We start from the raw sequence: 23777 nt of genomic DNA, 5'->3' as shown, positions 1-23777 counted from the left end.
GCCATGAAATTTTCTCCCCAGCAGGATGAGGCGCTGAAGGCCGTTGCGAAGTGGCTTCAGGGCGGGCGCAGTCAGGTGTTCCGGCTTTTCGGCTATGCGGGCACGGGCAAGACGACGCTTGCGCGGCACTTCGCCGAGGGCGTCGACGGGCAGGTGCAGTTCGGGGCCTTCACCGGCAAGGCGGCGCAGGTGCTGCGCTCCAAGGGCGCGCTCAATGCACGCACGATCCATTCGCTGATCTACCGGCCGCGCGGCGAGGAGGCGGTGTCGGACGAGACGACCGGCAAGACGTCGATGTCGCCGACCTTCTCGCTCAATCGCCAAAGCCCGATATCCAAGGCCAAGCTCGTCGTCATCGACGAGTGCTCGATGGTGGACGAGGCACTTGGACGCGACCTGATGTCGTTCGGCACGCCGATCCTCGTTCTCGGCGATCCGGCGCAGCTGCCGCCGATCTCGGGCGGCGGGTTCTTCACCGAGCACGAGCCGGACTATCTCCTGACCGAGATTCACCGCCAGGCACGCGACAATCCGATCATCCAGCTTGCCATGGACGTGCGCGAGGGGCGCGAGTTCATGATCGGCGACTATGGGCGCGCGAAGGTGATTTCGCGCGACGAGGTCGATCAGGACCTCGTTCTCGACGCCGACCAGGTGCTGGTCGGGACGAACCGCACCCGCAAGCGCTACAACCAGCGCCTCAGGCAACTGAAGGGCTTCGACGCGGCCTACCCGCAGGCCGGCGACAAACTCGTGTGCCTTCGCAACGACCCAGCCAAGGGGCTCCTCAACGGCTCGCTCTGGAAGGTGATGACCTCGTCGCGCGAAACCGTGAAGCCGGGCATCAACCTGCTCGTCTCTCCCGAAGAGGACGATCCGGATCGCGGCATTGCCAAGATCAAGCTCCTGAAGGCCGCGTTCGACGATCCCGATGCCGACGTTCCCTGGCAGCAGAAGAAGCGTTTCGACGATTTCGACTATGGCTATGCGCTGACAGTCCACAAGGCGCAGGGCTCGCAATGGGACAAGGTCGTGCTGTTCGACGAAAGCTTCGCCTTCAAGGACACGCGCCAGCGCTGGCTTTATACCGCCATCACGCGTGCCGCGGAGAGCTTGACGATCGTCCGCAGCTAGACGATCTCGAAAAGGAGCGCGGTCGCGTCGTCGCTGCGTTTGAAGCGCGGAAAGGCCAAACCCTCGGGGTCTTCGCGATGCTCGACGACGCGCAGTTCGGCGAGGAGCTTCGACAGGCCGGCACGCGATGCCGTGTCGACGAGCGTGGCCGCGTCATAGCGACCGTAGGCGTCGACGAGCGCGGCAAATCCGTCCGTGCACAGGAGCCCGCGCGCGGGCAGGGCGATTTCGAGTTCCTCGCTGACGACATGGCGCGCGGCCTTCGGCTCGGTGCCGAGCGTCCACACATCCGTGCCTTCGCGATTGTATCGGGCCCGCCGCTCGCGCAGCGCCGCGCGCACTTCGGGCCGGGCGAGCATGTCGCTGGCCTGGGTCAGGCCGCCGGAAGCTGAGATGGCGCGGCGCGCGCCGTCAGTCTCCTCGCCGCGTTCGGGCAGGGCGGCCCTGTCGAGCGCCTTGCCGTCGCCCGCAAGGAGGAACAGTCGGCAGTCGCCAAGGCCATGCGTGGAAATCGAACCGTTCGCGACCGAGATCATCTGGAAGCCGGCAACAGGCAACTGCCATGCCGGGATGTCGCCGCCATAGAGAATGCCGTCGAGCACGGCCTTCGCGCGGGCGTTGGTCCGGCGCACGACATCGCCGATCGAGCGTTTGCCATCGGCCAGCTCCTCAAAGCAGTCCTTGGCAAGGGCGGCCAGCCATGCGGCGTCTGAACTCGCATCGGGCAGGAGGTTTTCGCCCAGACCGGTCGCACCGTCGATGACGAAGGCTGCTGTTCGATTGCCGCCGCTGGCGTCCTCATTGGGGCGCTTGGGATCGCCGCGGTCGGTAATGGAATCGAGAATACGAAGTGTTGCCATGCGCGTGCATCTGCATGCCGAAAATGATGGGATTATGAACGGCGTCAGACGCGCTGCCGGATTTCCCGGGCGCCGATCCAGGCCCAGGCATCGGCTTCGGCCTCTGCGGGAAAGTGCTTCAGCTCAACCGGCAGTTTCTCGAAGAACCCGGCCGCGCGGTCCGTCCAGTCCGGATCGCCGACTGCGGCGCAGCGCTCGACGTGCTGAAGTGCGTGCTGGCGACCTTCCTTGGCCGTCGCCGTCGATATCTCGTCCCAGGCCGAGCCATCATAGTCGGTGAGCCGCACCAGAACGTTCAGGCGATCGTGCAGCGCATAGGCACCTTCAAGAAGTCCGTAGAGATTTTCGACATCCGCGCCGGTGACGAAGCCGGTGATCTCGATGGCGAACACGTCGGAGCGATCCGTTTCGATGCGTCGGACGGCAGGGATACGATCGAGCGGGTGCATTGCCTCTCCATGTCTGGACCAAGAACGTGTGCACGTTGAACCCGCAACGAGACCTGTTCGTTCCGGTCGCGCAACGTTAGAAGAAACGAAAATGCGATGTGGGGCAATGCCATGGCGACGAAACTTTCTGTCAATCTCAATGCGGTCGCGATGCTGCGCAACCGGCGCGACCTGCCATGGCCGAGCGTCACGGGGCTGGGACGCATCGCGCTTGCCGCCGGCGCGCACGGGCTGACCGTTCATCCTCGGCCCGATCAGCGCCATATCCGCTTTGCGGATTTGCCCGACATCCGCGCGCTGATCGACGATGAGTTTCCGCAGGCCGAGTTCAATATCGAGGGATTTCCAACGCCGGAATTCCTTGATCTCGTCGAGGAGCACCAGCCTGAACAGGTGACGCTGGTGCCTGATGATCCGTCGCAGCCGACCTCGGACCATGGCTGGGATTTTGCTGCGTCCCGCGAAATGCTGACGCCGATCGTTGCGTGGCTGAAGAGAGGGGGGATGCGCGTCTCTTTGTTCGCCGACCCGGATCCGGCCGGCCTCCAAGAGGCGAAGGCGACGGGAGCGGATCGCGTCGAATTCTACACCGGCCCCTACGGTTCCTGCCATTCGGACTCCGGAAAGGCCGCCAAGGAGCTGGAAAGGCTTGGAAAAGCGGCTGACGCAGCGCTTGCGCTGGGCCTTGGCCTCAATGCCGGCCATGACCTGACCGTTGCCAATCTCGCGCCCCTCATCCGGCGCGTGCCAATGCTTGCGGAAGTGTCGATCGGGCATGGGCTGACCGCAGATGCGCTCGAATACGGCATGGCTGAAACCGTGCGCCGTTTCCTGCGTTCCTGCCAAAGCTAGAGCCCAACGCTCCCCGCATGACGCGCATGGCTGCCCCTGCGAGAGGGACAGTTGATATTGCGCTGCAACAGGCGTAGAAGCCCCGCCCGTCCTTCAAAGGAGGGCACACAAAATGGAAATGCCGCATGAAGGCTCGGGCCATGAAGCTTCGTCGTCGACGGGGCACGGCACCGGAGCCCTGGCACTGGCCGCCATCGGCGTCGTTTATGGCGACATCGGCACCAGCCCCATCTACGCCTTGCGTGAGGCCATACACGCCACCGGAAATCCGGACCGCTTGACCGATGCCGAAGTTCTCGGCGTCCTGTCGATCATCGTCTGGTCTCTGACGCTCATCGTGGCGATCAAATATGCGCTCATCGTCCTGCGTGCCGACAATCGCGGCGAGGGCGGCACGCTCTCGTTGATGGCGCTCGCCCGGCAGAATGCCGGCCGGCTATCGCCCGCCGTCATGTTGCTCGGCATGGCAGGCGCCGGCCTCTTCCTTGGCGACGCGCTGATCACGCCCGCGATCTCGGTCCTCTCGGCGGTCGAGGGGCTGGAAGTCGCGACCCCTGTTCTTGCGCTTTATGTACTGCCGATCACACTCGTCATCCTGATCGCGCTCTTCGCGGTCCAGAAGAAAGGCACGGCATCGGTCGCGATGGTGTTCGGGCCGATCACGGCGATCTGGTTCATCGTGCTGGGCGGCCTCGGCCTCTGGCACATCTCGGCGGCGCCGCAGGTGCTGGCCGCACTCAATCCGGCCTATGCGGCCGCGTTCCTGTTCAGCCATTCGCATGTCGCCTTCGCCGTCATTGGCGCAGCGTTCCTTGCCGTTACCGGCGCAGAGGCGATCTATGCCGATCTCGGCCATTTCGGCCGCAAGCCGATCGTGCTTGCCTGGTTCGGGCTCGTCTTTCCCGCGCTGCTGCTCAACTATTTCGGTCAGGGTGCCTTCATCCTCACCCATGAGGGCGCGACCGGGCAACCGCTCTTCCAGATGGTGCCTGCCTGGGCCGTGGTTCCACTCGTCATCCTGGCGACGGTCGCGACCGTCATCGCCAGCCAGGCCGTCATTACCGGCACGTTCTCTATGGCCAGCCAGGCGATCCAGCTCGGGCTCCTGCCGCGCTTCGCCGTATTCCACACCTCCGACACGCAGTCGGGCCAGATCTTCATGCCCCAGATCAATGCGCTGCTCTTGATCGGCGTTGTGATCCTGGTGCTCGAATTCGGATCTTCGAGCGCGCTTGCCGGCGCCTACGGCATCTCGGTCACCGGCGAGATGGTCGTGACAGCGCTGCTTCTGCTCGTCGTGATGCGCAATGTGTGGAAGTGGCCGCTCGTCGCCGCGCTCGTCATCATCATCCCGTTCCTCGTTCTCGACATGACGTTCCTGGCCGCCAACTCGCTGAAATTCCTCGACGGGGGCTGGGTCTCGGTCGCGGTCGCGACCATGGCGATGGTCATCATGATGACGTGGCGCAAGGGAAGTCGCCTGCTCTTCCGCAAGACGCGCAAGACCGAGGTGCCGCTGTCGCTTCTGACCGACAGCCTCGCCGCCAAGCCACCGACCCTCGTGCCGGGCACGGCGGTGTTCCTGACCAGCGACCCGGACAGTGCGCCGACGGCGCTGATGCACAGTCTGAAACATTACAAGGTGCTGCACGAGAGCAATGCCATCCTGACCGTCGTCACCGACGATCAGCCGCATGTGAAGGACGCCGATCGCGTCGAGTTCGAGCGCATCAACAACCTCTTCTCGAAGGTGACCCTGCATTTCGGCTATATGGAGCGGCCGAACGTGCCGAAGGGTTTGGCGCTCTGCCGCAAGGCGGTCTGGAAGTTCGACATCATGACGACGTCCTTCTTCCTGTCGCGCCGCACGCTGAAAGGCTCGCGCCAGTCGGCCATGCCGCACTGGCAGGACCGGCTTTACATCACGCTTGCCCGCAACGCGTCTGACGCGACGGCCTATTTCCAGATCCCGAGCGGTCGGGTCGTCGAGATCGGGACCCAGGTGGTCATATAAATCGGCCGTCGAGGGGCTTGCATGCCCCTCGGCGCTTCGCTAGAACTCCGTACCGTACCGTACCGTACCGTACCGTACGGTACACACCTTCGGAGCACGGATTTGGGCGAAGCCGCGACAGCGATGGACGAGTGGACGGAGCGTCAGAAGGACGTTCTGGATGCCGTGCTCGATCTGCTGGTGACCGGCGGCGACGCCGTCACTACGGCCGCCGTGGCGCGCAAGGCCAATTGCTCCAAGGAAACGCTCTACAAATGGTTTGGCGACCGCGACGGACTTCTCGCCGCAACCGTTCGCTGGCAGGCCTCGCGCGTGCGCGCCGGCAATTTCGACGCCCAGCATCTCGACGCTTCGCAACTGCGCGAGAGCCTCGAAGCCTTCGCGGTCAACTGGCTTTCGGTCATCTCAAGCCGCACCTCGATCGCGCTCAATCGCGTCGGCATCAGCCACGCGGGCTCGGCCAAGAGCAATCTCGGGCGGATCGTTCTTGCAAACGGGCGCTTTGCCATCGGTGAAAGGCTGAAGCCCCTGCTCGAGGCGGGCAGGGCGAACGGTCTTCTCGCTTTCGACGATACGGAAGCGACGTTCCGCACCTTTTTCGGCCTCGTCGGCCGCGACGTTCAGATCCGGCTGCTGCTCGGCGACCGGCTGGAAACGACTGAGGCGGAGATCGCGCGGGATGCCGCGCGCGCGACGCAGCAGTTCTTCGCCCTTTACGGGGCACCGCAACCCCAAAAACCGCACTAGGGAAGGAACCACTCATGCGCGTTTATTACGATCGCGACGCCGATCTCAATCTCATCAAGGGCAAGAAGGTCGCCATCATCGGCTACGGCTCCCAGGGCCGCGCCCATGCGCTGAACCTGAAGGATTCGGGCGTGAAGGACATCGCCATCGGCCTCAAGGCGGGCTCGGCGACGGCCAAGAAGGTCGAAGCCGACGGCCTCAAGGTCATGACCGTGGCCGAAGTCGCCAAGTGGGCCGACCTCATGATGATGGCGACGCCGGACGAACTCCAGGCCGACATCTACCGTGACGAGATCGCGCCGAACATCCGCGACGGCGCCGCGATTGCCTTCGCGCACGGCCTCAATGTCCATTTCGGCCTCATCGAGCCGAAAGCCTCGGTCGACGTCCTGATGGTCGCGCCGAAGGGCCCCGGCCACACGGTTCGCGGCGAATACCAGAAGGGCGGCGGCGTGCCGTGCCTCGTTGCCGTGCACCAGGACGCCTCGGGCAATGCGCTCGATCTTGGCCTTTCCTATGCCTGCGGCGTTGGCGGCGGCCGCTCGGGCATCATCGAGACCAACTTCAAGGAAGAGTGCGAAACCGATCTGTTCGGTGAGCAGGTCGTGCTTTGCGGCGGTCTGGTCGAGCTCATCCGCGCCGGCTTCGAGACGCTGGTGGAAGCGGGCTATGCGCCGGAAATGGCCTATTTCGAGTGCCTGCACGAAGTGAAGCTCATCGTCGACCTCATCTATGAGGGCGGCATCGCCAACATGAACTACTCGATCTCGAACACCGCCGAGTGGGGCGAATACGTGTCCGGACCGCGTATCATCACCGCCGAGACCAAGAAGGAAATGAAGCGCGTTCTGGATGATATCCAGACCGGCAAGTTCACCTCCGAATGGATGCAGGAATACCGGTCCGGCATGGCCCGCTTCAAGGGCATCCGCCGCCGCAACGATTCGCACCAGATCGAGGAAGTCGGCGAGAAGCTGCGCGGCATGATGCCGTGGATCGCCAAGAACAAGCTGGTCGACAAGGCCAAGAACTGATCGCGATCCCCGGAGTCGATCCTTGCGTGTCCTCGCCTTCGGCTGCGGGCACGCGGGTGATCGCCAAGAACAAGCTGGTCGACAAGGCCAAGAACTGATCTTCTTGCTTTGACGATAATCGAACGGGTCGCCATGGTGCGGCCCGTTTGCGTTCTGGCATGGTCTTTGCTGCGTATCCGTCGGTGAATGGAGGTTGTGCCATGATGATACACATTACCGAGCGATCGATCGGCGTCGGCGGCGAGGTCTTCCCGGATCGGCGTGGCGAGCAGCGCCGGCGCGTCTTCAAGGGCGCGGTGCTTCGGTTCGACGGCGGCTATGCGAGCAGCGAATGCGTTGTGCGCAGCCTCTCGGACCATGGTGCGCGGCTGTGCTTTGGCGATGCGCTGGCGATACCGCAGCAGTTCCAGATGCGCATGTCTGACGGGGTTGCCTTCAGGCAGGTGGAGGTTCGTTGGCGCCGCGGCGGCGATGTGGGTGTGCGGATCGCCTAGTCAGCCATAGTGCCAATGGGGCTTGGGTTCCTCGCCGAGGAACTCGACGCCGATCCGGTCGCGCACGCGCCAGCGAACCTCCGCGCGGTATCCTTTGGCGTCGGTCGGGACGTAGAGCAGGAAGTCGTCCGGCACGACGACGTCGACCGGCACACGCAGCTCCGCGCCCTTGGAGTGCATGTTGCGGATGGTGCAGGAAATCTCAGACGTGTTGACGTCGCCAAGGATCGACGCGCCCTTGAGGACACGCTGGCGATGCTCGAGTCTTGCGTTTTCGTCCGTCACCGACCTGCCTTGAATCCACACCGGATGATTTTTCGACCGAGCCTTATCAACGACCCGCCGAACATCGGGTTAACGATCTCACAGATATGGCGAAACGCAGGTGCGCCGTCCGCCTCGGGGCGGCAGAAACGTGTTGTCGGTTGCGCGGTAAGAGGCATAGCGCGCATTGCACCAGTTGACATGGGAGAATGGCAGGGCTGACGGAACTGAGGATGGCGGCGCGGCGATGACCCGCCGGCCGGCATAGCCATAGGCCGTGCCGTAGGTCTCGGCGGCTGGATGCGGCGGATAGAACCAGCTTGCATCGTCGAGCGGATACTCGAAGCCGCGATAGGGAAGGGGCGGGCTGCCCAGTTCCTCGACGACCGTCGCCGATGCCTGGGGGGCGACCGCGACCGGCGCCTGGACACCCCAGCCTGGGTGAATCTGGCCCTTGGGCATGTCGGCCGCAAGGGCAGGCGTCGCGCAGGCGATCAGAAGGACGAGGGCGGGCAGGATCTTCGACACGGGACGGACGTCTCCTTATGTTGCCATCCTGACTAGCGCACGCGGCTTAAGCGAAGCTTGTGTTCGGTTGGCTGCTAGGCGACGCTGCGACCATGTCGCTTCGCATCGCCACCTTCAATGTCGAGAACCTGATGAACAGGTTCGATTTTTCCGGCTTCCGCAACCAACTCCTGCAGGATCGGGCGCTCTCGCTCTTTCAGATCGACAACGAGGCTGACTACCGCCACCTCGAACGCGCGCGGATGATCTCGCACACGGACGATGCGCGCCAGCTCAGCGCTCTTGCCATCGCCGCCGCACGCGCCGACATCATTTGCCTGCAGGAAGTGGAGAACATCGAGGCGCTTCGCGCCTTCGAATATGGCTATCTCTTCAAGATGGTCGGTCACGGCTATCGCGAGAAGTATCTTGCCAAGGGCAACGACATGCGCGGCATCGAGGTCGCGATCATGTTCCGCACCGAAACCGCCTATGGCGAGCCGATCGAGTTCGTCGCGATGCAGAGCCATGCCCACGTCACGTTCGAGGAACTCGAGCTCTATAACGATGCGCTAGCACAAGTCGGCGAGAAGCCGCATGACCGGATTTTCCGGCGCGATTGCCTTGAGGTCGATCTCAAGGTCGCCGGCTGGCCGGTGACCATCTATCTCGTGCATTTCAAGTCGATGGGCGGGGCGCGCAACGGGCTGCCGGGGCGCGAATCGACCATGCCTGTTCGCATGGCCGAGGCCGCTGCCGTGCGCGCGATCATCGAGGAGCGTTTCGGGCCGAAGGCGGCACAGAAGCGCTGGGCGATCTGCGGCGATCTGAACGATTATCGCGAGCGGATCGTCGTCGAGGGCGGCATAGAGGGCGACTGGACCTTCACGCCGGTGGCCGAAGACATCCGCACCAGCCTCGACGTTCTCACCGAGGGCGGGTTTTGCGAGAACGTCGCCGAGCGTCTGCCGCCGCTCGAGCGCTGGACGCTCTATCACACGCGCGGGCCGCAGGAGCGGCATCTGTGCCAGCTCGACTATGTGCTCGTCTCGGGCGGCTGGGCGCAGAAGAACGCGACGCGCCTGCCGCAGATCATCACCAGGGGCCAGCCCTGGCGCACGCCGATCCCGCCGGAGCAGTCGCCCGAGCGCTGGCCGCGCATCGGCTGGGACCGGCCTAAGGCGTCGGACCACTGTCCGGTCGTCATGGAACTGGACGTTCTGTAGTCGCTACTCGTGCCGCAGCGCCACGATGGGATCGAGCCGCGCGCCGCGCAGCGCGGGAAAGAAGCCGAACACCATGCCGATCAGGCCCGAAAAGCCGACCGCAAGTGCGATGACGGCAAGGCTCGGCACGAAGGGGATCGAAAGGCTCATTGCGGCGAGACCGGCGAGCGATAGTCCGATGACGACGCCGATGATGCCGCCGAGCACCGACAGCACCGTCGCCTCGACGAGGAACTGGAGCAGTATGTGGCGCTCATGCGCGCCGATGGCGAGGCGAATGCCGATCTCGCGCGTGCGCTCGGTCACCGAAACCAGCATGATGTTCATGATGCCGATGCCGCCGACGAGGAGGCTGACGCTGGCAAGTGCGCCGAGCATGCCCGTCATCACGGTCGTCGTGCTGGTCACAGCGTCGGCGATCTGGGTCATGTCGCGAACCTGGAAATTATCTTCCTGACCGGGTGAGATGCCCCTGTTCTCACGCAGGATCTGCTCGATGTCGGCGACGACCCCGCTCGTCGCCACCCCGTCCTGTGCGGCGACGAAGATGGTGCCAATGTCGCGGTTGCCGGCAATGCGGCGCTGGAAGGTCGGCAGCGGCATCAGTACCGTCGCGTCCTGATCCTGCCCGAATCCGGCCGTGCCTTTGGCCTCGAGCACGCCGATGACGCGGCAACTCATCTGGCCGACGCGAATCGGCTGGTCGAGCGGATCGCCGGCGCCGAAAAGCGTCGACCGCACCGTCTGGCCGATGACGCAGACATTGCCGCCCGAACGGGCTTCCTGCTCGGAGAAGGCGCGGCCGACGGTGACCTCCCAGTTGCGCGCGGAGAAATATTCGGTGTCGGTGCCGGTGACTTCGGCGGTCAGATTGTCGGCGCCGTAGACGATGCGCACTTGCCGCTGCGATGCACCCGAGACTGCGTCGACACCGGACAGTGAAGTCGAGATGGCCGCGAGGTCGCTGGCGTCGAGGCGGCGCGGCGTGAAATTCGTGGTGCCGCCGCGCGAGGGGCGGGCGGCCGAGACCATCAAAAGGTTGCTGCCGAGATTGGAGATGTCCTGCTTGACCTTTTCGGTCGTGCCGGAGCCGACCGTGATCATGGCGATGACGGCGGCTACGCCGATGACGATGCCGAGCAGCGTCAGGAAGGAGCGCAGCGCGTTGCGGCGCACGGAACGCAAGGCCAGACGGACAGTCTCAAGAAACATGCGCCGCCTCCGTGTTCACGCGGTCATAGGCGATGTTGCCGTCGAGAAAGCCGATGGTCCGGTCCGCAAAGGCGGCGATGTCCGCTTCGTGCGTCACCATGACGATGGTCAGCCCCTGGTTGCGGTTCAGCCCGGTCAGAAGCTCCATGATCTCGTGGCTGCGGGCCGTGTCGAGGTTTCCAGTGGGCTCGTCGGCCACGAGCAGCGTCGGATTGGCGACGATGGCGCGGGCAATCGCGACGCGCTGCTGCTGGCCGCCCGAGAGTTCGCCCGGCGTGTGGTCCTCGCGCCCCTCAAGCCCGACCTGCGCCAGCGCGGTCATCGCCATGGCGCGCCGCTCCTTCACCGGCACGCCGCGATAGATGAGGGGCAATTCGACATTTTCCGCCGCCGTCGTGCGAGCGAGGAGATTGTAGCCCTGGAAGACGAAGCCGATATAAAGATTGCGCAGGATCGCGCGCCGGCCGCGATCGAGCGTTCCCGCATCCACGCCGAGGAAATCGTAGCGCCCTTCGCTTGGCGTATCGAGGCAGCCGATGATGTTCATCGCCGTCGACTTGCCCGAACCCGACGGACCCATGATCGCGACGAACTCGCCGCGCCGGATCGACAGGTCGACGCCGGCCAGCGCATCGACGCGCGCCTCGCCCGCACCATAGGTCTTCCAGACCTTGGCGAAGGCGAGAAGCGGCGGCTCAGTGTGGATGTTCATCGCCGTTCCTGCGTGCCGACGACGACTTCGGCGCCTTCCTGCAGTCCGTCGACGATCTCGATACGGTCGCCATCGCTGGAGCCGGTGGTGACGCGGGTCGCCTGCGGCGCGCCGTTCTCCATCACGTAGAGCGTGCGCTGCGAGGGATCGGCTGCCTGCCGCGCTTCCCCGCCCTGACCGCCACGCCCGCGTCCGCCGCGCCCCATGCCCATGCGCGGCGGTGAGAACAACGCCTGCAGGCCAAAGCCGGAGGACTGTTCTTCGGCAACGGCCGGGCTGAACCGAAACGCCGAGGCTGGAACCAGAAGCGCGTCCTCGGCCTCGCGGGTGACGATGTCGACCGTCGCGGTCATGCCGGGGCGCAGCAAAAGCTCGTCATTCGTCACCGCCAGCCGCGCCTCGTAGGTCACGACGCCTTCGGTGACGACCGAGGCATAGGCGATGTCGCTGATCTCAGCGTCGAAACGGCGCGTCGGAAAGGCGTCGACCGTGAAGCGCGCCGTCTGGCCCTCGGCCACCTGGCCGATATCGGCCTCGTCGATCGCCGCCTTCAGTTCCATGCGTTCCAGATTCTCGGCGATGACGAACAGGATCGGCGCCTGGGTCGATGCCGAAACGGTCTGGCCCGGATTGAGGGCTCGCGTCAGGACGATGCCGTCGATCGGCGCGTAGATCGTGCTCTTGTCGAGGTCTGCCTGTTGAAGCTTCAACTCGGCCTCCGCGATGTCCTGGTTGGCGCGCGCGATCGCGACCGCGCTGTCGGCGCGGTCGAACGCGGCCTGCGACGTTTCGAGCGCCTGGTCGGCGACCATGCCGCGGCTCGACAATTGCTCGGCGCGCGCGAGCGCCTGACGGGTCTCGGTCAGCGTTACCTCCGCGTCGAGCACGCGGGCGGCTGCGGCGGCGACATTCGCCTCGGCGCGCTCGATCTGCGCCTCGATCCTGCCGGTGTCGAGCACGGCGAGCACGTCGCCGGCCGAAACCCGCTCGTTCTCGTCGACCGAAACCGAGCGCACCACGCCGGACAGTTCCGTCGACACGTCGACCTGCGTCAGCGGTGCCAACGTACCTGTTGCGGAAACCTGGACGGTCAGCGCGCCGCGCTCTGCCGGTACGGTTCGGTAGGTGATCTGCGGTGCGGAGGAGGGGACGAAAGCGTAGTAGGTACCGGCAGCGGCGCCGAGCAGCAGAAGGCCGGCGAGGAGCGGCCAGCGACGCTTCTTGCGTTTTGCCGAACCGAGGCCGAGCGCGTCGGCAATCGGCGGGTGTGCGCTGTGCGCGGAGGGCCCTTGCGGCCGGCCGGCGATCTGATCCATCTGACGAAGCCTGGCGCTCGATATATCCCTATTCTTGACAGATCGCCTCAAAGCGCTGCGATTACAAATTAAAGTTTGGCCATGTCGACTGCCAAAGGAGCGCCCGATCCGTGACTTCCACCCGCCGCTACGCTGTCTACGACGTCTTCGCCGATCAGGCGCTGGCGGGCAATCCGCTCGCGATCGTCCTTCAAGCCGACGGCCTTTCGGACGACGCGATGCAGAAGATTGCAAAGGAATTCAATCTCTCCGAAACGGTCTTCGTCCTGCCGGCGCAAGGGGCCGGCCACGCGGCCGCCATGCGAATCTTTACGCCCGCCAGCGAGCTTCCCTTCGCCGGACATCCGACCGTCGGCACCGCCGTTGCGCTTGCGGATCGCGGGCAGCCCACCGACCTTTCCCTCCTCGTTCTCGAACAGAGGATCGGCCTCGTGCGCTGCGCAATCTCGCGGCAAAGCGATGCGGCCTTCGCCGAGTTCGATCTACCGCGATTGCCCAGGCGCCTCGACTGCGAGGTCGACAAGGCGTCCTTCGCCGCCGCGCTAGGGCTGGGCGCGCATGAGATCGGATTCGAGAACCATGTGCCGCAGCTCTGGTCGGCGGGCGTACCCCTTCATCACCGTTCCCGTTGCCGGGCTCGACGCCGCCGCGCGCGCCAAATGCGACGGCGCGCTCTGGATCGAGGTCGCGCCGCAGGCCGATGGCGTGATACCCGGTGCCTACGTTTACTGCCGCGAGGCGGTCGGCCATGACTGCGCCTTCCACGCGCGTATGTTCGCGCCGCATATGGGCATGACGGAAGACCCGGCGACAGGCTCGGCCGCCGCCGCTTTCGCTGGCGCGATCCACCATTTCGACCGGCTGGGCGCCGGTTCCCACCGGCACTGGATCGAACAGGGCATCGAGATGGGTCGGCCCTCGCGCATCCGTCTCGAGATCGACGTCGAAGGCGGCGCGATCACCGCCGCGCGGATTGGCGGGCATGCGGTGAAGGTCGCCGAGGGCACGCTTTTTGCCTGACCATGCGGCATCGCGCATGCGCGAAAAACTTTCACCTGAGTGCTGGACAGCGCGAAAGCGAGTGGCTATAGACGCGGCTTCTTCGGGACGCCTCGGTGGCCCGGTGGCCGGGTGATTAGCTCAGTTGGTAGAGCAGCTGACTCTTAATCAGCGGGTCGTAGGTTCGATCCCTACATCACCCACCATTTTTTCCAATTTTTCGAGGTCTGTCGTGCGCCATTCCGTCGGCGGACGGTAGGCGAAGGTCACGTTTCGGTTCAGCCGCGACCTGTGGTAGGCCGGCTTCGCCCACCCTTGCAATGGCCTGCCGTTTGCCTCGCCCAACGGGCTCTACAGTGTCTGAGACTCGGCATCGCCATCGAGTGCATCAAGCCCGATCCTGAAGGGGTATGGAACGCGCGCCCGGCGGGCATGAATGCGGTACAACAGCAGGCTCGCGCTTCGGCGCCCTCGTCAGCGACATGCGCCCCGCGCCCGCGCCGCCATCACGCATCACAAAAGGCATATCTCGAAGCTCAAGCTGGTGAGGCGCCAGATGTATTGTGACCGGGGAACGCCCGACCTCCTGCAAGCCAGCCTGGTCGGCGCGGCGCTTGCTGCCGGAAATCTACCGGGCGTTCAAACCCATGAGGAAAGCCCGGTTTCCTGCAAGTTGTCGGCGCATCGACCAGTCGAGGTCGTGGTCGCGGGCCTTTTCGAGTGCGTCGACGATGCCGACGTAGAAGGGAAGTGCAAGCGTGAGCGCGGCCGGCACTCGGATGCGGCTCAACATCCAGTCCAGCTTTTCGCGCGCACCCGCGATCGTGTAGTGGCCGTCACGAACCCAGCCGACGATCAGCCAGTCGAACGTGCTCAGGAAGGCGAGCGAATCGGCCGCCTGCAGGATGTCCTCTTCCGGATTGCCGCCGATCTCGTGACGCAGGATGAGCGACCTTACCCGTCGGGCGAAGGACGCGGCGACGGGGTCGCCGCGCGTGGAGAGCCATGCTTCCACGATGTCGGCCGAGCGCGTTGAATGGGCAAAGAGATAGTCCGGATCGTCGAAACCGTCCTGGGGTGTGCCGCTCGGCCCGCCGGGAAAGAACCGCTCGGCGTCATGCACGAGAGCAGCGAAGCGCAGCTCGGGCGAAGCCTTTCCGGCAAGCCGGATCGTCCACTCGCGCGCGGCGAGCAGATGCTCGAGCTGATAGAACCCGTCAAGCCAGATCGTCGCCGCCTTCTCAAGTTCTGTCATCGTCGGATCGGCATAAACAAAGAGCCGTGCATGGTCGGCGCGATATCCATGCGTTGCCTCAAAGCCTCTCCGGCCTGGAGACCGTCATCTTGACGCGCCGGCATGGGAATCGGGAAGGAACTGTTAACCCTGTGCTCCTATCCCTCGACGGGGTCCAACCGTTGAGCATACGCATGTCATCCTCGCCGATCACCAGGGCAAACATCATCCCGATTTCCCTTTATGCTTCCCGGGCGCCGTCGACGCCCGAGGGCTCCGAGCCGCAGGTGGAAGCGACCCGCACCGAGCGCGATGGTCTTCGCGAGCCGCCGGCCAATCCCGTTTCGCCGGACGACAAGCCTACCTGGGAAAAGCACTTCTTCATGGCGCCAAACGTGCGCTTCACACGCACGCCGGACAATCCGGTGACGAAGAAGCCGAACAAGGCCACCGAGAAGGCAGGCGGACCGTCGCCGGACGCCGATCCGCTGGCGCCTGCTTCGGCTCCAACTCGCGAACACATTCTCGAACTCGTCCACGATGCGGATGAACGATCAACATCCACGGAAGCGGCCGAGGAACCCGGCGCCGAGGCGGATGCGACCGCGACGGAGGCTGGTTCGCAAAGCAGCGGCGAAATCTGGGCTCATCTTTCCGACCATGCATTCTTCGAGTTCGCGCCGCCGATTTCGCCGGACCTCGCTCCCGCGCCTCTGCGCGAAGCTGCAGGTGACCGGGTGGTGGCTCCATCTCGCCGGACGGCCAGCCCGACCGAAGTCGCGCGGCCACAGGGCGAGGCGGCCGATCCTGCTTCTCTCTATCGCGTCATCGATTGTTCGGGCGGATCGGGCGCCAAAGCCCGCAGTTCCGTTGACGGCGCATCGGCCCCTATCGCGCAGCGTGCGGGCGGCCGGGAGCAGACCACCGCGCGTACCGTCGTGCCGGTCGCTCCGACGGCGTCGGCGCGGCCGCCGGTCATGCCGGATGCCATGCGGATCGAGGCCGACGGTGCGGGGGAGGGCTATTCCTTTCCGCCCATCGGGCTCCTGCAGGACCCGCCCGTTGGAACCGGCGTCTACCTGACGCAGGAGCGCCTTGAACAGGGCGCGGACCTGCTCGAAAGCGTGCTGGAGGATTTCGGTGTCAAAGGCGAAATCATTCATGTCAGAGCTGGCCCGGTCGTCACGCTCTACGAATTCGAGCCGGCACCCGGCGTCAAATCCAGCCGCGTGATCAATTTGGCCGACGACATCGCGCGCTCGATGTCGGCCGTGTCGGCGCGCGTCGCCGTGGTGCCGGGTCGCAATGCCATCGGCATCGAACTGCCGAACGACGAGCGCGAGACGGTCTATTTCCGTGAATTGATCGAGAGCGACGCGTTCGGGCGATCGAACGCCAAGCTTGCGCTGGCGCTCGGCAAGGATATCGGCGGCCAGCCAGTCGTCGCCGACCTTGCGCGCATGCCCCATCTTCTCGTCGCGGGTACGACGGGCTCGGGCAAGTCGGTCGCCATCAACACCATGATCCTGTCGCTGCTCTACCGGTTGAACCCGGAAGAGTGCCGGCTGATCATGGTCGATCCGAAGATGCTGGAGCTGTCCGTCTATGACGGCATTCCGCATCTGCTGACGCCCGTCGTCACCGATCCGCAAAAGGCGGTGACGGCGCTGAAATGGGCCGTGCGCGAGATGGAGGACCGCTATCGCAAGATGGCGCGGCTCGGCGTGCGCAACATCGACGGCTACAACAGCCGCGCCGCCGCTGCCCGACAGAGCGGCGAACAGATCTTCATGCAGGTCCAGACCGGCTTTGCGAAGGGAACGGGCGAGCCGACCTTTGAGGAGCGCGAGATCGACCTGTCGCCCATGCCATTCATCGTCATCATCGTCGACGAGATGGCCGACCTGATGATGGTGGCGGGCAAGGAGATCGAAGGCGCGATCCAGCGCCTGGCGCAGATGGCGCGCGCCGCCGGCATCCATCTGATCATGGCCACGCAGCGCCCCTCGGTCGACGTGATCACAGGCACGATCAAGGCGAATTTCCCGACCCGGATCTCTTTCCAGGTCACGTCGAAGATCGATAGCCGCACCATTTTGGGCGAGCAGGGCGCCGAACAACTCCTCGGCCAGGGCGACATGCTGCACATGGCCGGCGGCGGTCGTCTCGCCCGCGTCCACGGGCCGTTCGTTTCGGATGCCGAAGTCGAGAAGGTCGTTGCGCATCTCAAGGCGCAGGCGACGCCGGAATATCTCGATACGGTGACAGCCGATGGTGATGGGGCGCTGGCGGACGAGGACGAGGCCGACGTCGTTTCCACAACGGACACCGACGATGGCGACGCGCTTTACGCCGAAGCGGTCAAGGTCGTCACGCGCGACAAGAAGTGCTCGACATCCTACATTCAGCGTCGGCTGGGCATCGGCTACAATCGGGCTGCCTCCCTCGTCGAACGCATGGAGAAGGAAGGGCTGGTCGGTGCGCCCAATCATGTGGGCAAACGGGAAATCCTGTCCGGCCAGTCTGCATGAAGCAACGAGCTGCCTGACGTTTGTCTGCTCGATGCCGCCGGCGAAGTCGTGACGCGGTTTGAAGAGTTCGTGGCTTGCCGCGCAGACCCAGATGTGGCCGCGCGGCAGGACGAGCATTAGGCGGCGGCAAGCATGCCGCTGCGACAATGCCGGCCGTCGGCGTTCAATGCAAATTGGCATGGGAAATGCCGCCGACGCAGCGGAAGATCACATTTTCCACGCCCGAATTGACTCCCGTTCCGGTTGGGTTCTTAATAGAACAAAATAGGAACATATGGCATGGATGGTCGACGCGATATCCATGCGCTGCGGCAAAGCCTCGCCGCCCTGGAGCCTGTCGGACTGATCGGGCCGGAAAACCGGTTTTCGCTTGGTGCGGACGGGCCGGACAGGGCGTTGGGCGGCGGGCTGATGCGCGGCGCATTGCATGAGGTGCTGGGTGCGGCAGGGGCAGATGCCGCGTCTGCGGCCGGCTTCGTCGCGGGCTTGAGCCTGCGGGCCGGCTTGCGGATCGAAGAGGATCTGCGCGCTCAAGGCGGCACATTGCGCCTGCGCAAGACGCTGTGGGTGCGTCAGATCGCCGGTGAGGTCGAGACGGGAAAGCTCTATCCGCAGGGCCTGCTCGACATCGGTCTTTTGCCGCAGACGCTGATCCAGGTTCGGCTGAAGGATGCCGCCGCGGTCCTGCGCGCTGGAATCGAAGGGGCCCGGTGCGAGGCGCTCGGCGCCGTCGTCATCGAGCCCTGGGGCAACCCGAAAGCGCTCGACCTCACCGCCACGCGCCGGTTGACGCTGGCGGCGGAGGAAAGCGGCGTGCCGATCTTTCTCCTGCGGCTTTCCGCACGAGCGGAGCCGAGCGCGGCGATGACGCGCTGGCAGGTGCGCGCGCTTGCCTCGCGCCCGCTCGAGGCCAATGCGCCGGGCATGCCGGCCTTCGACATCACCCTTTTGCGCCAGCGCGCGGGCACGGCCGGCCTCAACTGGCAGATGGAGTGGAACCGTGACGAGCAACGCTTCGAGGAACAGGCGATATCTCGCGCTGTGGCTCCCCTTTCTTCCGACCGACCGGCTGGAGCGTCTGGCGCTGAGGGCTGGCGGCAGGCGGGATGACCGGCCGATGGTCGTCGCGGCTCTTGAAGCCAATGCCATGCGGCTCGTCGCGGCCGACCGCAAGGCGCTGTCGCTCGGGCTCAATTCCGGCCTTGGCCTTGCCGATGCGCGCGCCCGCGTGCCGGCGATCGAGGTGCACGAACACGAACCGGAAGCCGATCTTGCGCTTCTTCGCCATGTCGCCGACTGGTGCGATCGCTATACGCCCGTCGTCGCGGAGGAGGCACCCGACACGCTGATCCTCGAGATCGCCGGTTCGGCACATCTGTTCGGGGGGGAAGGGCGGCTCAGGGCCGATCTGGAACGGCGGCTGTCGGGCTTCGGCCTGACGGCGCGATCGGCGATCGCCGGGACGGCGGCTGCGGCGCGCGCGCTCGCCCGTTTCGGCGAGGGCGGCATCGTCGCTTCCGGCGCTGAGCGCGAGGCCGTGGCGCCGCTGCCGGTTGCGGCTCTGGAGGTTGAGCCCGAGAGCATCGTCGCCTTGCGCCGCGCCGGGCTCATGTCGCTCGGTGATCTCGCCGCGCGCCCGCAAAAGCCGCTTGCCGCGCGGTTCGGGTCGGATTTCGTGCGCCGGCTTCGGGCGATCCTCGGCGAGATCGACCTGCCCCTGTCGCCGCGCCGGCCGCTGCCGCTGTTCACGGCGGAGGAGCGGTTTGCAGAGCCGATCGGGCTCGAAGCCGACATCGCGATCGCCTTCGAGGCGCTGACGCGCAGCCTTTGCGCCATGCTGGAACGGCACGGGCAGGGCGGGCGGGCCTTCGAGGCGACATTCTTTCGCGCCGACGGCGCGACGCGGCGCATCGAGGCGCTCGTCGGCCGGCCGCTGCGCGACCCGGCGGCGCTGAAGAAGCTCTTCATGACGCGGCTCGACGCGCTTGCCGATCCGGTCGACCCCGGCTTCGGCTTCGACATGATCCGGCTTGCCGCGCTTGCGGGGGACTCGGCCGACGGCGCGCAGATCCGCTTTGAGCGCGACCGGGTGGACGAGGCGGCGGTGGCCGACCTCGTCGACCGCTTGAGCGCGCGTTTCGGGCCGGGCGCGGTGGAGCGGTTTTTGCCATTCGACAGCCATGTGCCCGAGCGCGCGGCGCGGCGCGTGCCGGCGATCGGCGACGGTGAGACCGAAATCGAGTGGAGCCCGAGCCCCGCCGGCGAGCCGCCCTTGCGCCCGATCCTGATCTTCACGCCGCCGCAGCCGGTCGAGACGATCGCCGAGGTGCCCGAAGGCCCGCCCTACCGGTTCCGCTGGCGGCGCATCTGGCACGATATGGTGCGGGTGGAGGGCCCCGAACGCATATCGCCCGAATGGTGGCGTGCGGCGCGCGACGTGAAGACCCGCGACTATTACCGTGTCGAGGACCGGCAGGGCCATCGCTACTGGCTTTACCGCGAAGGCCTTTATGCGCGCGAGGCGGGGGAGGTGCGCTGGTTCATCCAGGGGCTGTTCCCATGACGGACTATGCCGAACTTGCCGCTGCCACCAATTTCTCGTTCCTGCGGGGCGCGTCCAGTCCGCAGGAGATGGTGCTGGCCGCCCTTATCCTCGGCCATACCGGCATCGGCATCGCGGATCGCAATTCGGTGGCCGGCGTGGTGCGCGCTTACGGCACGCTTAAGGATGCCCGAAAAGGCGAATTGCCGGCGGAGAAGATCCGCGAAGGATCGGGGCCGGGCGAGTATGTCTGGTCGATCCCCGGCGAGGTCGAGAATCTTCAGATCGACGTCAAGGCGCTGATGGCGAAGGCGCAGGAATTCAAGCTGGCGGTCGGGGCACGGCTCGTCTTTTGCGACGGCACGCCCGACATCATCGCCTATCCGGAAAACCGGCAGGGTTGGGGCGCACTGTGCCGGCTCCTGACCACTGGAAACCGGCGCGCGAGGAAGGCCGACTGTATTTTATATCTGGATGATCTTCTCTCGCATTGCTCGGACCTGCTGCTTGTCGTCATGCCCGGAGAAGAACTCGGTGCGGTGCCGCAACTGCTTGGCCGCCTTTCGCGGGCAGGCCATTTGTGGCTGGGCGCCACCCTTCTTTACAATGGCCGCGACCGGCGCCGGCTCGCCAGGCTCAATGGCCTTGGCGCAAAGGCTGGCGTGCCGCTGCTGGCCGTCAATGACGCGCTCTACCATTCGCCCGACCAGCGCGACCTGCAGGACATTCTCACCTGCATCCGCGAGGGCACGACCATCGAGGTGGCGGGGCGCCTGCTCCATGCCAATGCCGAGCGGCATCTGAAACCGGCCCGCGAGATGGCCCGGCTCTTTCGAGACTGCCCCGAAGCGATCGACGAGGTGCAGCATCTTCTGGCGCGGGTGGATTTCTCGCTGGGCGAACTCAAATACGAATATCCCGACGAGCCAATTCCGCCAGGCTGGTCGCCGCAGGGCTGGCTGGAGGAGCTGACATGGCGGCGGGCTGCCATGCGCTATGACGGCGTGGTGCCTTCGAAGATCGTCGATACCATCTGCAAGGAACTGGTGCTGATCGAGAAGCTCGACTACGCCCGTTATTTCCTCACCATCCACGACATCGTGCAAAAGGCGCAGGAACTGGGAATCTTGTGTCAGGGCAGGGGCTCGGCCGCCAATTCGGCCGTCTGCTACGCGCTTGGCATCACGTCCGTCGATCCGGCGACGAGCGATCTCCTGTTCGAGCGTTTCCTGTCCGAGGAGCGCAAGGAGCCGCCCGACATCGACGTCGATTTCGAGCACGAACGGCGCGAGGAGATCATCCAGTATATATATGAGCGCTATGGCCGGCATCGCGCGGGCATTGCCGCGACCGTCATCCACTACCGTCCGAAAAGCGCGATCCGCGAGGTCGGCAAGGCGCTCGGCCTGTCGGAGGACGTGACCGCGCGCATCGCCGGCACGGTGTGGGGAAGCTGGAGCCGCGACACGCTGCCCGACAAGCGCATCGTCGAGGCGGGGCTCGACCCCGCCAATCCGATGATCCGCCGCGCGGTCGATTTCGCCGCGCGCCTGCTGAACTTTCCGCGCCACCTGTCGCAGCATGTCGGTGGCTTCGTGCTCGCGCGCCACCGGCTCGACGAGATGGTGCCGATCGGCAATGCGGCGATGGAGGAACGTACCTTCATCGAATGGGACAAGGACGACATCGACACGCTCGGCATGATGAAGGTCGACGTCCTGGCGCTCGGCATGCTGACCTGCATCCGCAAGGCGTTCGAGCTTTGCCAGGCGCATTATGAAAGGCCGCTGGAACTCGCGACCGTTCCCCAGGAGGACGAGGCCACCTATGCGATGCTGCAAAAGGGCGAGTCGATCGGCGTCTTCCAGGTCGAAAGCAGGGCGCAGATCAACATGCTGCCGCGGCTGCGGCCGAAGGAATTCTACGATCTCGTCATCCAGGTCGCGATCGTGCGGCCGGGACCGATCCAGGGCAATATGGTCCATCCTTATCTCAGCCGCCGCCACAAGCCGCCGGAAGAAATCGTCTATCCCTCGCCCGGCCCGCCGCACGACCCTAACGAGTTGAAGAACGTCCTCCATCGCACGCTCGGCGTCCCGCTCTTCCAGGAGCAGGCGATGAAGATCGCGATGGTCGCGGCCGAATTCACCGATGTCGAGGCCAATCACTTGCGCAAGGCAATGGCGACGTTCCGGCACAATGGCAGGATGGAGCGCTTCGAGGCGATGATGGTCGAGCGCATGGCCGCGCGCGGCTACGACCGCGACTTCGCCCAGCGCTGCTTCGACCAGATCAAAGGCTTCGGCGAATACGGCTTTCCCGAAAGCCACGCCGCCTCCTTCGCCAAGCTGGTCTATGTTTCGTCCTGGCTGAAATGCCATTACCCGGACGTCTTCGCCTGCGCGCTGTTGAACTCCCAGCCGATGGGCTTCTACGCGCCGGCGCAGATCGTTTGCGATGCGCGCAAGAACCGTGTCGAGGTGCGCGCCGTCGATATCAATCACAGCCTTTACGACAACACGCTCGAAGAAAGTGGCCAGGACGACCGTCGCGCGCTGCGCATCGGCTTTCGCCAGATCGACGGCTTCAAGGCCGAGTGGGCGGAGCATATCGCGGCCATGCGGGCAGGGGACTATGCAAGCGTCGAGGATTTGTGGCGGCGCACGCGGTTGCCCGGCCGCGCCTTCCGGCTTCTGGCCGATGCCGATGCGTTCCGCTCGGTCGGGCTTGACCGGCGCGCTGCGCTCTGGGCCGTTCGGCGCCTGCCCGACGATGCGCCGTTGCCGCTCTTCGCCGCTGCCGCCGAGCGCGAGCTCGGCCGCGAGGAGGATGCCCGCCTTCCGGCCATGCCGCTTTCCGAACATGTCGTCGCCGACTACCAGACCATCCGCCTGTCGCTGAAGGCGCATCCGATGCAGTTCCTGCGGGCCCTTTTCGACGGCGAGGGCGTATTGAGCGCTGCCGGCCTCAATGCGGCGCGCGATGGCAGGCGGGTGCGCGTCGCCGGCATCGTTCTCGTCCGCCAGCGGCCGGGCAAGGGCAATGCGATCTTCATGACGCTGGAGGACGAGACCGGCGTCGCCAACGCGCTGGTCTGGTCGCGCGACTTCGAACGCTACCGCCGGCCGATCATGGCCGCGCGGCTGGCGCTGGTCGAGGGTAAGGTACAGCGCAGCACCGAGGGCGTCGTCCATCTGATGGCGACCGCCGTCCACGACCGCACCGGCGATCTCGACCGGCTGTCCTCTTCCTATGAGGCGAAACCGGAGTTTTCACGTGCCGACGAGATCCTGCGCCCGCAGCCGAACCGCACCCACAATCATCCACGAAACGTCCGCGTGATCCCGAAATCGCGCGATTTTCACTGAGAATGGCCTTGCCGCAGGGGCTTCCGCACAGGTTTCCCTTCGGTGATGAGCCGATTTCGCAAAAACTTTGAATTGGTCGTTGACAGTTTTGGGGAGTGGGGACTATAACCCGCTCAACAACGACGGCAGCGACGCTGCTGGCGACGAAGAAGTTCGCTTCTGAGTTTCGCGAAAGTTGGTTGACATTACAGAGTATCGCTCTTAAGTGAGCGTCGACTTTGAGGCCTTGAGGCGGTAGCGGATAGGCTGGGACGTTTTGCCGGTTGGCGGGGTGTCTGTTCT

General features: G+C 65.1%; 19 protein-coding genes, 1 tRNA gene and 1 pseudogene. 13 read left to right on the top strand and 8 right to left on the bottom strand.

What is annotated here, in order from left to right; genetic code table 11:
- Positions 1-3: 3 nt before the first annotated feature.
- Positions 4-1134, top strand: a complete 1131-nt coding sequence (locus tag GTK01_RS19500; RefSeq protein WP_252929283.1) for an ATP-dependent RecD-like DNA helicase — start codon at positions 4-6, stop codon at positions 1132-1134.
- Here the strand turns inward: GTK01_RS19500 and GTK01_RS19495 are convergent.
- Complete coding sequence (locus tag GTK01_RS19495; protein ID WP_252929281.1) at positions 1131-1994, bottom strand: hypothetical protein; 864 nt, start codon at positions 1992-1994, stop codon at positions 1131-1133. The two genes, GTK01_RS19500 and GTK01_RS19495, sit on opposite strands and share 4 nt — an antisense overlap.
- A 44-nt stretch (positions 1995-2038) precedes the next feature.
- Entirely contained in the window at positions 2039-2443 is a 405-nt protein-coding gene (locus GTK01_RS19490; protein ID WP_252929279.1) for an STAS/SEC14 domain-containing protein, read from the bottom strand.
- A gap of 111 nt (positions 2444-2554) precedes the next feature.
- On the opposite strand from GTK01_RS19490, the gene GTK01_RS19485 reads away from it, so the two are divergent.
- The 5 genes from GTK01_RS19485 to GTK01_RS19465 all read left to right on the top strand — a co-directional run bounded on the left by GTK01_RS19485 (position 2555) and on the right by GTK01_RS19465 (position 7584).
- Positions 2555-3295 (top strand): pyridoxine 5'-phosphate synthase, encoded by a 741-nt coding sequence (locus GTK01_RS19485; protein ID WP_252929277.1) that lies wholly within the window; start codon positions 2555-2557, stop codon positions 3293-3295.
- Between the two features lie 118 nt (positions 3296-3413).
- Entirely contained in the window at positions 3414-5309 is a 1896-nt protein-coding gene (locus GTK01_RS19480) for a potassium transporter Kup (RefSeq protein WP_252929297.1), read from the top strand.
- Between the two features lie 123 nt (positions 5310-5432).
- On the top strand, positions 5433-6056 hold the full coding sequence (locus tag GTK01_RS19475) for a TetR/AcrR family transcriptional regulator (RefSeq protein ID WP_252929295.1): 624 nt from the start codon (positions 5433-5435) through the stop codon (positions 6054-6056).
- 14 nt (positions 6057-6070) lie between these two features.
- Positions 6071-7090 carry a ketol-acid reductoisomerase gene (ilvC, locus tag GTK01_RS19470; RefSeq protein WP_252929275.1) on the top strand — a complete coding sequence of 340 codons (1020 nt, stop codon included), beginning with the start codon at positions 6071-6073 and terminating at the stop codon, positions 7088-7090.
- A gap of 200 nt (positions 7091-7290) precedes the next feature.
- Positions 7291-7584, top strand: a complete 294-nt coding sequence (locus GTK01_RS19465; protein WP_252929273.1) for a PilZ domain-containing protein — start codon at positions 7291-7293, stop codon at positions 7582-7584.
- Here the strand turns inward: GTK01_RS19465 and GTK01_RS19460 are convergent, their stop codons facing one another.
- Both GTK01_RS19460 and GTK01_RS19455 read right to left on the bottom strand, forming a co-directional pair.
- Positions 7585-7869 (bottom strand): PilZ domain-containing protein, encoded by a 285-nt coding sequence (locus GTK01_RS19460; protein WP_252929271.1) that lies wholly within the window; start codon positions 7867-7869, stop codon positions 7585-7587.
- A gap of 78 nt (positions 7870-7947) precedes the next feature.
- Positions 7948-8376: a BA14K family protein gene (locus GTK01_RS19455; protein WP_252929268.1), complete on the bottom strand. Its 429-nt coding sequence runs from the start codon at positions 8374-8376 to the stop codon at positions 7948-7950.
- 92 nt (positions 8377-8468) lie between these two features.
- Between GTK01_RS19455 and GTK01_RS19450 the strand changes: the two genes are divergently transcribed.
- Positions 8469-9581, top strand: coding sequence for an endonuclease/exonuclease/phosphatase family protein (locus GTK01_RS19450; protein ID WP_252929266.1), 1113 nt, complete (start codon positions 8469-8471; stop codon positions 9579-9581).
- Between the two features lie 3 nt (positions 9582-9584).
- Here GTK01_RS19450 and GTK01_RS19445 read toward each other — a convergent pair whose 3' ends face one another.
- Genes GTK01_RS19445 through GTK01_RS19435 form a run of 3 tightly spaced genes read right to left on the bottom strand, consistent with a single transcriptional unit; the run spans position 9585 to position 12821 of the window.
- The gene (locus tag GTK01_RS19445; RefSeq protein WP_252929264.1) at positions 9585-10793 is read right to left on the bottom strand and encodes an ABC transporter permease; all 1209 of its coding nucleotides are present in this window, start codon (positions 10791-10793) and stop codon (positions 9585-9587) included.
- Positions 10783-11505 (bottom strand): ABC transporter ATP-binding protein, encoded by a 723-nt coding sequence (locus tag GTK01_RS19440; RefSeq protein ID WP_252929262.1) that lies wholly within the window; start codon positions 11503-11505, stop codon positions 10783-10785. Before GTK01_RS19440 ends, GTK01_RS19445 begins: the two co-directional genes overlap by 11 nt.
- Positions 11502-12821, bottom strand: a complete 1320-nt coding sequence (locus GTK01_RS19435; protein WP_252929260.1) for an efflux RND transporter periplasmic adaptor subunit — start codon at positions 12819-12821, stop codon at positions 11502-11504. The genes GTK01_RS19440 and GTK01_RS19435 overlap by 4 nt, the downstream gene beginning before the upstream one ends.
- A gap of 110 nt (positions 12822-12931) precedes the next feature.
- Here GTK01_RS19435 and GTK01_RS19430 point away from each other — a divergent pair.
- Together GTK01_RS19430 and GTK01_RS19425 are read left to right on the top strand one after the other, a co-directional pair.
- Positions 12932-13841, top strand: a pseudogene (locus GTK01_RS19430) (PhzF family phenazine biosynthesis protein).
- Between the two features lie 109 nt (positions 13842-13950).
- A tRNA-Lys gene (locus GTK01_RS19425) sits at positions 13951-14026 on the top strand.
- A 422-nt stretch (positions 14027-14448) separates the two neighbouring features.
- On the opposite strand, the gene GTK01_RS19420 is transcribed toward GTK01_RS19425, so the two are convergent.
- The gene (locus GTK01_RS19420; RefSeq protein WP_252929258.1) at positions 14449-15075 is read right to left on the bottom strand and encodes a hypothetical protein; all 627 of its coding nucleotides are present in this window, start codon (positions 15073-15075) and stop codon (positions 14449-14451) included.
- A 173-nt stretch (positions 15076-15248) separates the two neighbouring features.
- Between GTK01_RS19420 and GTK01_RS19415 the strand changes: the two genes are divergently transcribed.
- The 4 genes from GTK01_RS19415 (at position 15249) to GTK01_RS19400 (ending at position 23495) form a co-directional block, all read left to right on the top strand.
- On the top strand, positions 15249-17585 hold the full coding sequence (locus GTK01_RS19415) for a DNA translocase FtsK (RefSeq protein WP_252929256.1): 2337 nt from the start codon (positions 15249-15251) through the stop codon (positions 17583-17585).
- Between the two features lie 279 nt (positions 17586-17864).
- Positions 17865-18695, top strand: coding sequence for an ImuA family protein (locus tag GTK01_RS19410; protein ID WP_252929254.1), 831 nt, complete (start codon positions 17865-17867; stop codon positions 18693-18695).
- A 7-nt stretch (positions 18696-18702) separates the two neighbouring features.
- On the top strand, positions 18703-20148 hold the full coding sequence (locus GTK01_RS19405; RefSeq protein ID WP_252929252.1) for a DNA polymerase Y family protein: 1446 nt from the start codon (positions 18703-18705) through the stop codon (positions 20146-20148).
- Complete coding sequence (locus tag GTK01_RS19400) at positions 20145-23495, top strand: error-prone DNA polymerase (RefSeq protein WP_252929250.1); 3351 nt, start codon at positions 20145-20147, stop codon at positions 23493-23495. Before GTK01_RS19405 ends, GTK01_RS19400 begins: the two co-directional genes overlap by 4 nt.
- Positions 23496-23777 lie beyond the last annotated feature (282 nt).

Source organism: Aliihoeflea sp. 40Bstr573 (assembly GCF_024105655.1).
Lineage (GTDB): Bacteria > Pseudomonadota > Alphaproteobacteria > Rhizobiales > Rhizobiaceae > Aliihoeflea.
The sequence above is the reverse complement of the archived record's forward strand: the minus strand, read 5'-3'. Positions and strand labels throughout refer to the sequence as shown.